Below are 10,970 nucleotides of genomic sequence, written 5' to 3' on the forward strand. Positions count from 1 at the left end.
GCGACCGGGGCACCACCGAGCTCGACGAGGCGTCCGCCCGTGAACGCGCGATGCGGGCCCGCTACGGCGACCGCAACGACGCCGAGCAGCGCAGGGCCTTCCGCCGAGCGGACCGCCTCCGGACCTGACCCGCGCCGAGCCCTCGGCACCGGGTGCGGCCGGTTGTCATAGGCCGGTTGTCATCGGTCGGTCTTCGTCATCGGTGCGCGCGGAGGGAATCGAACCCCCGACCGCTGGTGTGTAAGACCAGAGCTCTAACCGCTGAGCTACGCGCGCGTGCGCACCGACCCGTCGATCGCGCCGGTGCGGTCAGATTATCCCACCCGGGACAGCGCCCCACCCCGGGGCGCACGAGGGGTCCGGGGTGCCGCGATCACTTGCGGGGCATGCTGTTCTTCCGCAGGGCGAGCCGGCTTCCGGCCCAGTCCCCGAGCGCGGCGGTGCGCGTCTGCAGCATCCCCGCGGTCTGGGCGGACTCCGCGATCACTGCGGGCACCACATGCCCGTCGAGCCCCGTCTTGGGGGTGAGGACCCACACCGAGCCGTCGTCCGCCAGGGGGGTCATGACGTCCATGAGTCGGTCGACCAGGTCGCCGTCACCGTCCCTCCACCAGAGCAGTACCGCGTCGACCACCTCATCGGTGTCCTCCTCCAGCAGCTCTGATCCGACGGCGTCCTCGACGGCCTCGCTGATCGACTCGTCACAGTCGGAATCCCATCCGACCTCCTGAACGAGCATGCCCTCCGTCAGTTCGAGCTGACCAGCTACCTGGTCCGCTCCGTCCTGCTGGTTCGCCGCGGCGACCACCGTGGTGTTCCTCCCTCTACTCCGTCGTGCTACTTCTCGGGTCTTTCGCTGACCAGGAACACTACCCGCGCACACCCGCCGGGGAAACGACTACCGCCCATTTGGCGGTGTGTCGGCTCAGGCGACGGTGTCGCGCGTCACGCTTTGGGGCACAATCGGAACCGGTGGGCCTACGGTGGCCCGCCCCGAGCCCGACGCGATCCGCCCACACCTGCGGGCCGCGGCCCGGGCCCGACGATGTACCACGACATGTGGTGGCCCCACCGGGCGTCCACGGTACGAATCACAGAAGTGAGGACGATACGCATGAGCGGAAACGAAGGCCCACGGGACGGGACCGCCCCCACCAACGTGCCGATTCTCCGGGAAGGGGTCGCCTCCTACCTGGCGGACTCCGACCCCGAGGAGACCCAGGAGTGGATGGACTCGCTCGACGGCCTGCTCGCCGAGGCCGGGCCCGAGCGCGCCCGTTACCTCATGCTGCGTCTCCTCGAGCGGGCCTCCAAGCAGCGTGTTCCGCTGCCCGCCCTTACGTCCACCGACTATGTCAACACCATCCCCACGAGCCTCGAGCCGGAGTTCCCCGGCGACGAGGCGGTGGAGCGGACCTACCGTCGATGGATCCGGTGGAACGCCGCCATCATGGTCCACCGCGCCCAGCGGCCCGGGATCGGCGTGGGCGGTCACATCTCCACCTACGCCGGGGCGGCCCCGCTCTACGAGGTGGGGTACAACCATTTCTTCCGCGGCAAGGACCATCCCGGCGGCGGCGACCACATCTACTTCCAGGGCCACGCCTCCCCGGGCATGTACGCCCGGGCCTACCTCGAGGGCCGGTTGCGGGAGCAGGACCTCGACGGGTTCCGGCAGGAGAAGAGCCATCCGGGGCGTTCACTCCCCTCCTACCCCCACCCCCGCTCGCTGCCCGAGTTCTGGGAGTTCCCCACGGTCTCGATGGGTCTGGGGCCGATCAACGCCATCTACCAGGCACGGTTCAACCGCTACCTCCACAACCGCGGCATCAAGGACACGTCGCAGCAGCACGTGTGGGCGTTCCTCGGTGATGGTGAGATGGACGAGGTCGAGTCGCGCGGCGCGCTGCAGATCGCCGCGAACGACGCCCTCGACAACCTCACCTTCGTCATCAACTGCAACCTCCAGCGTCTCGACGGGCCGGTCCGAGGGAACGGCCAGATCGTTCAGGAGCTGGAGTCGTACTTCAGCGGCGCCGGCTGGAACGTCATCAAGGTGGTCTGGGGTCGCGAATGGGACGCCCTGTTCGACAAGGACACCGAGGGCGCGCTCGTCTCGCTGATGAACTCGGTCTCCGACGGCGACTACCAGACCTTCCGCGCCAACGACGGCGCCTGGATCCGCGAGCACTTCTTCGGCCGCGACCCCCGGACCGCCAAGCTCGTCGAGGATATGACGGACGACGAGATCTGGGCGCTGCGCCGCGGCGGGCACGACTACCGCAAGATCCACGCGGCGTACAAGGCGTCGCTCGAGCACACCGGCCGGCCGACGGTCATCCTGGCCCACACCATCAAGGGCTTCGGGCTGGGCCAGAACTTCGAGGGGCGCAACGCGACCCACCAGATGAAGAAGTTGACGCTCGACGACCTCAAACTGTTCCGCGACAAGCAGCAGATCCCCATCACCGACGAGGAGCTGGAGGCCGATCCGACCCAGCCGCCCTACTACAACCCGGGGCCGAACTCGCCGGAGATCCGCTACATGCTGGACCGCAGGTCCGCCCTCGGCGGGCACGTCCCCGAGCGGCGCCAGACCTTCACACCCCTGGCCGTGCCGGGCATCGACGCCCTGAAGTCACTCCGCAAGGGGTCGGGTAAGCAGGCCGTCGCCACCACCATGGCGCTCGTGCGGACGGCCAAGGAGCTCATGCGCGACGAGTCCCTGCGCGACCGTTTCGTGCCGATCATCCCCGACGAGGCCCGCACCTTCGGCATGGACTCGTGGTTCCCCACCCTGAAGATCTACAACCCGCACGGGCAGAACTACACCTCGGTGGACCACGACCTCATGCTGAGCTACAAGGAGGCCAAGGACGGCCAGATCATGCACGAGGGCATCAGCGAGGCGGGGTCCGTCGCCGAGTTCACCGCCGCCGGGACCGCGTACGCGACCCACGGCCAGCCGATGATCCCTCTGTACATCTTCTATTCCATGTTCGGGTTCCAGCGCACCGGCGACGGCATCTGGGCCGCCGCCGACCAGCTCGCCCGGGGGTTCCTGCTGGGCGCCACCGCCGGCCGCACGACGCTCACCGGCGAGGGCCTGCAGCACATGGACGGCCACTCCCCGCTGTTGGCCGCGACCAACCCGGGGATCATCTCCTACGACCCGGCGTGGGCGTACGAGGTCGCCCACATCATGCGCGCGGGCATCGAACGCATGTACGGCCCCGGCGCGGCCCACGAGACCGAGACCGACGGCATCGACCGCAACGTGTCGTACTACATCACCCTGTACAACGAGCCCGTCCCGCAGCCGGCCGAGCCCGAGGACCTGGACGTCGACGCCCTCCTGCGCGGTCTGTACCGCTTCCGCGCGGCGGAGGCCGGGAGCCACAAGGCCTCCATCCTCGCGTCTGGCGTGGCGATGTATGCGGCGGTCGAGGCGCAGAAGATGCTCGCCGACAAGTGGGACGTCGCGGCCGACCTATGGTCGGCGACCTCGTGGACGGAGCTCGCCCGTGACGGCTTCGAGTGCGAACGCCACGAGCTCCGCCACCCCGATCAGCAGCCGCGCATCCCGTTCGTCACCGCGGCACTGGCGTCGGCCGAGGGGCCGAAGGTCGCGGTGAGCGACTTCCAGAAGGCGGTTCCGGACCAGATCCGCGCCTGGGTCCCCGGGGACTTCACCGTCCTCGGATGTGACGGCTTCGGGTTCTCCGACACCCGGCCCGCGGCCCGCCGCTTCTTCAACACGGACGCCGAGTCGATCGTCGTGGCCGTCCTCGCGGGCCTGGCCCGCGAGGGGACCATCGACAAGACCACCCTGCTCGAGGCGGCGCGTCTGTACCGGATCGACGACGTCATGGCCGCCCCCGAGCCGACGACGGACCCCGGAGTGGCGTGACAGACATGGCCGACCCCGGGACCGGGGAGAGGGACGCACATCCCGTCCGGCGGCGCTCCGCGACGCCGCCGGACGAGCGTCCCGTCTCCGATGCCCTGCTCAAGCGCATCACCCGGTACTCGGGGACCCTGTCGACCGAGGCGGTCCGCGCGTTGGAACAGGACCTGGCGTTCTTCGCCGAGTTGTCCGCCGACCAGAGGGCCGAGATCCAGCTGATCATCCAGAGCGCGGTGCGCGACTTCGTCACCTGGATGCGCAACCCCGAGGCCCCGCACACGGACACCATCGCGGGGTTCAAGTTGCTCCCCAAGGGGCTCGGCCAGGGGCTGACCCTGCAGCAGACGGTCCAGCTCGTCCGGTCGACGTGTGAGTACTTCGAGCTGGTGATGCCCCGGATCACCCACAACGAGCGCCAACGCGGACTCATGATCACCGCGGTGCTCAAGTTCGGCCGTGAACTCGGCTTCACCGCGGCGGCGGTCTACGCCGCCGCCGCGGAGAACCGGGGAGCCTGGGATACCCGGATGGAGGCGATGCTGGTCGACGCCGTGGTCCGCGGTGATCGTCATGCCGACCTCGCCTCCGGTGCCTCGGCCCTGAACTGGGACCCGACCACCGCGGCGACGGTGATCGTCGGCAGGCCCCGTGAAGAACTGGGACTGGCGTCGGTGCCCGCCGCCCACAAAGCCGCGGTCGCGGCCGGCCGACACGCACTGGCCGTGGTGCAGGGCGCGCGCCTCGTCGTCATCCTCTCCGGGGAGCTCGAGTCCTCCTCCGCCGTCCCGGCCGAGGTCCTCGACTCCTTCTCACCCGACGCGCCGGTCGTCGTCGGGCACACGGTGAGCTCCCTCGCCGAGGCCCCGGACAGCGCGACCGAGGCGCTCTCCGGCGTGGCGGCGGTCTGTGGCTGGCCCGGCGCCCCCCGACCGGTCGCGGCGATCGACCTCCTGCCCGAGCGGGTCCTCGCCGGCGACCGGGGCGCGGCGACGATGTTGGTCGACCGGGTCGTCACACCGCTGAGGGGCGCAGACACCTCGGTCGAGAACACCCTCCGGGCCTATCTGGACTCCGGCGGGCACGTCGAGGCGTGTGCCCGCGAGTTGTACGTCCATCCCAACACCGTGCGGTACCGCCTCAAGAGAGTGAGTCAAATCACCAAATTCGACCCGCTTAACGCGAGGGACGCTTTTGTCCTGAGAATCGCCCTCGTCCTCGGGAAGTTCGCCGACCGAAGCACTCAGGAGTCGTAATCAATCACTCCCGTAACAAGGTGTAACGAAACCGAACCGACCGGAGATGGACGACCAGCCAGCTCGTCATTTGTGGGAAGCGCACAAAATCCCGGCTGTGTTTCTGGCTTGGGGAACATCATCCTAAGGGGGGCGGGGCGTGTTCTCTGATACCCGTGCTTTGCCTTACTGCCCCTGGACAAGGGTCTCAGAAAGCCGGGATGCTCGCGCCCTGGCTCGAGTTGCCCGGTGCCTCGGACCGTCTCGACGAGTGGTCCGCATCGAGCGGACTCGACCTCGAGCGTCTCGGCACGACCGCGACCCTGCAGGAGATCACCGACACCGCGGTGACCCAGCCACTCGTCGTCGCCTCGGCCCTGCTCGGTGCCGCCGAGTTGCGCCGTCGCGGCCAGGTGCCCTGCGACACGATGGTGGCCGGCCACTCGATCGGCGAGATCGCCGCGCTGGCGATCGCCGGGGTGGTGTCGGAAGCCGACGCCCTGCGTCTGGCGTCCGTCCGCGGTGCCGCGATGTCCCGGGCGTGTGCCGAGCGCCCCACCGGCATGATCGCGGTGCTGGGCGGGGTCGAGGCCGATGTCCTGCTGTCGCTGGACACCGCCGGGCTGCAGCCGGCCAACCGTAACGGCGCGGGCCAGATCGTGGCCGCCGGCCCGCTCGAGGCCTGCGACGCCCTGGAGCAGAATCCACCGAGCCGGGCGCGACTGCGCCGGCTGGAGGTCGCCGGGGCGTTCCACACCCACCACATGGCCTCCGCCGTCGACGAGGTCCGCGACCTGGCCGACACGATCGAGGTCAACGACCCGGAGCTGACGCTGGTCTCCAACGCCGACGGCATGGTCGTCACCTCCGGTCGCGACGCCCTCGACAGGGTCGTCTCCCAGATCACCCATCCCGTCCGGTGGGACCTCTGTACGCAGACGATGCTCAAGTTGGGCGTCGATGCGTTCATCGAGCTGCCGCCCTCCGGCGCACTCGTCGGGTTGGCCAAGCGCATGATGCGTGACGTTCCCCGGTACGGCGTGACCACCCCCGAGGACCTCGAACTCGCCCTCGAGTCGGTCCCCGCACTCAGCGGCGCCTGACCGCTCCTCCCACCCCCGATCGTCGGCCCCGGCCGGCGATCGCGACCAGACCATCCGTCGCGCCCGCCGGGCACGACACCACCCATCAGAAAGGGACACCACATGGCACGCACCGAGGCCGAGATCATCGCAGGACTGGCGGAGATCGTCGAGGAGGTCACCGGGATCGAACCCTCCGAGGTGACCCCGGATAAGTCCTTCGTCGACGATCTCGACATCGATTCGCTCTCCATGGTGGAGATCGCCGTGCAGACCGAGGACCGCTACGGGGTGGAGATCCCCGACGAGGACCTCGCCAAGTTGCGTACTGTTCAGGATGCGGTCGACTACATCCAGAAGCTCGACCAGAGCTGACATCCGGCCCCGTGTGCCGGGGCGGGGACGCAGTCAGGGCCGAAGGTGCGGTCGGTGCACCACGTCGAGCCCGCGTCCCCTCCCCCACACAGGGCCCAGCAACGATCACCCCGCTCACCGCGGGGTGCCGGGCGAGAGGTCCGGACCGGGACGGGGGTCCCGATCCGAACGCCGATCGCCCACAAGCCAGTCCGGGGGTCCATCGCAGGCGCGCTCTCCCTTCCAGGGACACGCGCCGAGGAAAGGACTGCACATATGACCATCACCAGCCCTGTTGACCAGAACACCCAGATCGACCCTCGAGATCCCGTCGTCCGGCTCGAGAACCTCTTCGACCCGGCTTCGCTCGAGTTCATCACCGAGCCCGACGCCTCCGGCGCCATGGCCGCGCGCGGCCTGATCGACGGCGAACCCACCATCGCGTACGCGACGGACGCCACCGTCATGGGTGGTGCCATGGGCCTGGACGGGTGCCGGCACATCGTGCGCGCCATCGACGTGGCGATCGACGAGCATCTGCCCGTCGTCGGCGTCTGGCACTCGGGCGGGGCGCGACTCGCGGAGGGCGTCGAGGCGCTGCACGCGGTCGGCCTCGTATTCGAGGCCATGGTCCGCGCATCGGGCCACGTGCCCCAGATCTCCGTCGTGCTCGGGCCCGCCGCCGGCGGCGCCGCCTACGGCCCCGCGCTGACCGACGTCGTCATCATGGCGCCGGCCGGCAAGATCTTCGTCACCGGTCCCGACGTGGTCCGCTCCGTCACCGGCGAGCAGGTCGACATGGAGGGCCTGGGCGGCCAGGACGTGCACCACCGCAAGTCGGGCGTCTGTCACATCGCCGCGACCGACGAGCGTGATGCCCTGCACCGGGCGCGTCGTCTGGTGACCCTGCTGTCCGCGCAGGGCGAGTTCGACCCTCGCGCGCTCGAGGGCGATCACACCGATCTTGCGGGCCTGCTCCCCGACTCACCGAAGCGCGCGTATGACGTCCGTCCTCTCGTCCATGGGCTGCTCGACTCCTCGGAGCTCGACGGCAGCACCACCTTCGAGGAGCTGCAGGCCAAGTGGGCGCCCAGCATCGTGGTGGGCTTCGGCCGGATGTCCGGCCGCACCGTGGGTGTCATCGCCAACAATCCGCTGCGGTTGGGCGGTTGCCTCAACTCGGAGTCCGCGGAGAAGGCCTCACGGTTCGTCCGGCTCTGCAACGCCTTCGGCGTGCCGCTGGTCGTGATCGTGGACGTCCCCGGTTACCTGCCCGGCGTCTCGCAGGAGTGGGACGGCGTGGTGCGCCGCGGCGCCAAGCTGCTGCACGCGTTCGCCGAGGCCTCGGTCGCCCGGGTCACGCTCGTCACCCGCAAGATCTACGGCGGTGCCTACATCGCGATGAACTCGCGCGCTCTCGGCGCCTCCGCCGTGTTCGCCTGGCCCGACGCCGAGGTCGCGGTGATGGGTGCCAAGGCCGCCGTCGGCATCCTCCACAAGCGCACCCTCGCGGCGGCACCCGAGGACGAGCGGGAGGCCCTGCACGACCGTCTGGCCGATGAGCACGCGGCCATCGCCGGTGGCGTGGGTCGCGCGGTCTCCATCGGGGTGGTCGACGAGGTCATCGAGCCCACCGACACCCGCCGACGCATCGCCGAGGCGCTGGACGCGGCCGCGCACACCCGCGGCCAGCACAAGAACATCCCGCTGTGACCTGACCCCGGCCGGAACGCCTCCGGCAGGATCCGCACCCGACGACTGCGCCCACCCGCAGCCGGTGCCGGGTGCCGCCAGCGTGTCGCGCACACGAGTCAGCGCCCGCCCCGAGAACTGGGGCGGGCGCTGTCCGGAGTGCGGGAGTGCGGTGGTGCGGTGGGTCAGCCGACCCGGGAGAGCCAGGTGACCTCGGCGGCGGCCGGGTGGCCGCGCAGCGGTTCGAGGGCGCGGTCCCAGGCGGTGCCGAGCTCGTCCTCCACCGCGGCATGGAAGGCGGCGGGGCCGGCTTTCATGAGATGGCGGAGCCGGTTCTCGCTGAGCACCACGTCGCCACTGGCGCCCGTCTGCCCCCGCCACATCCCGAGTTCGGGCGTGTGGGAGAAGCGTTCACCGTCGACGAGGTCGCTCGGGTCCTCGGTGACCTCGAAAGACAGCATCGACCACTTGGCCAGCGAATCGGCCAGACGCGCGCCGGTGCCGACCGGGCCGATCCAGTCGACGATCGCTTTGCGAGCGCCCGGCTGGGCCGGCTGGTCTTCCCAGCGCATGGCTGAGTTGGCGTCGAGCGTGGCTGCGAGAGCCCACTCGACGTGAGGGCATAACGCGGTAGGCGCGGCATGGATGAACACCACGCCGGTCGTCGTATCCGCGAGATAGTTATGGTCAGACATCACTTCACTCCCGACTCACTGAGGGACGTCTTCCCCAACGACCTCACGAAATCGTGTGAATGATGTTACTTCTGTTGCTTGTAGTTAACACTGTGCCTGAAGTGATCGAATTACACCAGCGACACTTCTCGACTCTCAGCAAAGTTACAGCACGGTGATTCCCGCGCCCGGCACGAGTGCGGGCGTGTCGCGGGTGGCGGATTCACCCGCCGAGCGAGTCCTCTTCGCGCGAACGCCGGGTTGCCGCATCGACCACCCTGTCGGACAGTTCCGGCCACAGCGGCTTGGCCCAGTCGCCGAAGTCGCGGTCGGTGAGCACGATCAGCGCCGTGGAGATCTCCGGTTCGACCCACAGCAGGGTCCCGGACTGCCCGAAGTGCCCGAAGGTCGCGGGCGAATTGTGCTGCCCGGTCCAGTGGGGGTGCTTGGCGTCGCGGAGTTCGAAGCCCAGGCCCCAGGGGCACGGCTTGTGCATGCCGTACCCGGGCACGATCCCGTCGAGGCCGCGGAACTGTTCGGTCACGGCCTCCTCGAGGGTCTCGGGCGCGAGCAGCCGCGGGGCCACGAGTTCACGGGCGAACGCGATGAGGTCGGCCAGGCTGGCGGAGGCCCCGTGCCCGGCGGAGCCCTCGAGCGTGGTGGCCTCCATGCCCAGCGGCTGACACACCGCCTCGTGGAGGTAGTCGCCGAACGCGATCCCGGTGGCGTCGGCGATGTGGTCGGCCAGCACCTCGAACCCGGCCGAGGAGTAGATCCGCCGTTCCCCCGGCTCGGCGCGGACCTTGCCGCGGTCGGCGAAGTCCAGCCCCGAGGCGTGGGCGAGCAGGTGACGCACCGTGGACCCCTCGGGCCCCGCGGGCTCATCGAGGCCGATGGCCTCCTCCTCGACGGCCAGGAGCGCGGCCATCGCGACGAGGGGCTTGGTCACCGAGGCCAGGCGGTACACGCGGGTGTCGTCCCCGTGGACCGCGAGGGCGCCGTCGGGGCCGACCACCGCGGCCGAGACGGTGTCCACCGGCCAGTCTGCCACCACCGACAGTGCGGTGGAGAGCCTGTCTCGATCGAACTCGTCCGACATCGGTTCCTCCCTGGTTCGCGTGCGACCGGCGGCGCCGGTGTCCGTGACGGCCGCGCCGGTGAGGCGTGGCGTCCGTGCGAGCCAGTCTGTCAGGTCGGGTCGGGCGCCGCGGTCAGGTCCGCGGCACGTCGCGACGCCGGAAGCCGGCCAGCCCCACGGCGACCAGCACGACCGTCACCGTGAGGAGCACGGCCACGCCGATCGCGTTGACGGGGCCGACGGGCGCGGTGCCCACCGCGCCGAACGGGGACAGGCGCATCTGGTCCTCGTCGAGCCGGAGCGTGGGCCCCATGAGGGTGACGACGACGGCGAGGGCGAACGGCGCCCAGGCCAGGACCTGCAGTCTCGGGGATGCGCCGAACAGGCCGATCGAGATCGCGCCGAACACCAGCGCGGCGGGCACATACCACGCCCCGGCGCCGATGATGCGTCCCGCCAGGTCCGGGTCGTCGAGCACGGCGGCGGCGGTGATCCCGAACGCGGCGGCGCCGGCGAGGACCACGACGACGGTGCCGACGGTGACGACCGCGGTGTGGGCGGCGAGCCACGACCACCGCGAACGCCCCGTGGACAGTTCCATCTCGAGTCGCCCGGCGGTCTCCTCGCCGCGCAACCCGGTCAGGGTCTGCAACGCGAACCCGGCCCCGAGGAATCCGCTGAACGCCACCAGCATCTGCACGATGGAGTCGACCACGGTGCCCGAATCGCCGAGGAACACGGCGAGGTCGGGGTTGGACATCATCGTCTCGACCACCACGTTCATCAGCGCGCCGTACATGGCCATCAGTGCCACCACGCCGATCGTCCAGCCCGTCAGCGCGCCCAGGTGCTGGTGTACGGCGGTCCCGGTCCGGGACGCCCGCCACCGGGACGCGGTGGCGGGGCCGGTCCGGGCCGGGACCATCCCCTGGCCCACGTCGCGGCGCGCGG

8 protein-coding genes, 1 tRNA gene and 1 pseudogene are annotated in these 10,970 nt (G+C 70.0%); 5 read left to right on the plus strand and 5 right to left on the minus strand.

The window, feature by feature from the left end:
* Positions 1-203 precede the first annotated feature (203 nt).
* Both G6023_RS07075 and G6023_RS07080 read right to left on the minus strand, forming a co-directional pair.
* Positions 204-276: transfer RNA gene (locus tag G6023_RS07075), tRNA-Val, on the minus strand.
* A gap of 97 nt (positions 277-373) precedes the next feature.
* Positions 374-808 (minus strand): DUF3052 domain-containing protein, encoded by a 435-nt coding sequence (locus G6023_RS07080; RefSeq protein ID WP_096905691.1) that lies wholly within the window; start codon positions 806-808, stop codon positions 374-376.
* A gap of 306 nt (positions 809-1,114) precedes the next feature.
* Here G6023_RS07080 and aceE point away from each other — a divergent pair, with 306 nt between their 5' ends.
* The 5 genes from aceE to G6023_RS07105 all read left to right on the plus strand — a co-directional run bounded on the left by aceE (position 1,115) and on the right by G6023_RS07105 (position 8,288).
* Positions 1,115-3,910: a pyruvate dehydrogenase (acetyl-transferring), homodimeric type gene (aceE, locus tag G6023_RS07085; protein ID WP_132061884.1), complete on the plus strand. Its 2,796-nt coding sequence runs from the start codon at positions 1,115-1,117 to the stop codon at positions 3,908-3,910.
* A gap of 5 nt (positions 3,911-3,915) precedes the next feature.
* A complete protein-coding gene (locus G6023_RS07090; protein WP_120285771.1) occupies positions 3,916-5,160 on the plus strand; it encodes a PucR family transcriptional regulator in 1,245 nt (414 codons plus the stop codon).
* 155 nt (positions 5,161-5,315) lie between these two features.
* Positions 5,316-6,242, plus strand: a complete 927-nt coding sequence (locus G6023_RS07095; protein ID WP_182634698.1) for an acyltransferase domain-containing protein — start codon at positions 5,316-5,318, stop codon at positions 6,240-6,242.
* 102 nt (positions 6,243-6,344) lie between these two features.
* Positions 6,345-6,596: a meromycolate extension acyl carrier protein AcpM gene (acpM, locus tag G6023_RS07100; RefSeq protein ID WP_132061888.1), complete on the plus strand. Its 252-nt coding sequence runs from the start codon at positions 6,345-6,347 to the stop codon at positions 6,594-6,596.
* A 255-nt stretch (positions 6,597-6,851) separates the two neighbouring features.
* Positions 6,852-8,288, plus strand: coding sequence for an acyl-CoA carboxylase subunit beta (locus G6023_RS07105; protein WP_096905695.1), 1,437 nt, complete (start codon positions 6,852-6,854; stop codon positions 8,286-8,288).
* A 164-nt stretch (positions 8,289-8,452) separates the two neighbouring features.
* Here the strand turns inward: G6023_RS07105 and G6023_RS07110 are convergent, their stop codons facing one another.
* The 3 genes and pseudogenes from G6023_RS07110 to G6023_RS07120 form a co-directional block, all read right to left on the minus strand.
* Entirely contained in the window at positions 8,453-8,962 is a 510-nt protein-coding gene (locus G6023_RS07110; RefSeq protein WP_067714234.1) for a DUF3145 domain-containing protein, read from the minus strand.
* Positions 8,963-9,164: 202 nt separating this feature from the next.
* Complete coding sequence (locus tag G6023_RS07115) at positions 9,165-10,040, minus strand: serine hydrolase domain-containing protein (RefSeq protein WP_182634700.1); 876 nt, start codon at positions 10,038-10,040, stop codon at positions 9,165-9,167.
* 112 nt (positions 10,041-10,152) lie between these two features.
* Positions 10,153-10,970, minus strand: a pseudogene (locus G6023_RS07120) (hypothetical protein); the annotation flags it as partial.

The organism is Dietzia sp. DQ11-71 (assembly GCF_014144995.1).
GTDB lineage: Bacteria > Actinomycetota > Actinomycetes > Mycobacteriales > Mycobacteriaceae > Dietzia > Dietzia kunjamensis.

Bases quoted from the DNA above. Each gene is read 5' to 3' on its own strand.
- G6023_RS07110 (WP_067714234.1), bottom strand. From the start codon at position 8,962: ATGTCTGACCATAACTATCTCGCGGATACGACGACCGGCGTGGTGTTC.
- aceE (WP_132061884.1), top strand. From the start codon at position 1,115: ATGAGCGGAAACGAAGGCCCACGGGACGGGACCGCCCCCACCAACGTG.
- G6023_RS07115 (WP_182634700.1), bottom strand. From the start codon at position 10,040: ATGTCGGACGAGTTCGATCGAGACAGGCTCTCCACCGCACTGTCGGTG.
- G6023_RS07105 (WP_096905695.1), top strand. From the start codon at position 6,852: ATGACCATCACCAGCCCTGTTGACCAGAACACCCAGATCGACCCTCGA.
- acpM (WP_132061888.1), top strand. From the start codon at position 6,345: ATGGCACGCACCGAGGCCGAGATCATCGCAGGACTGGCGGAGATCGTC.
- G6023_RS07090 (WP_120285771.1), top strand. From the start codon at position 3,916: ATGGCCGACCCCGGGACCGGGGAGAGGGACGCACATCCCGTCCGGCGG.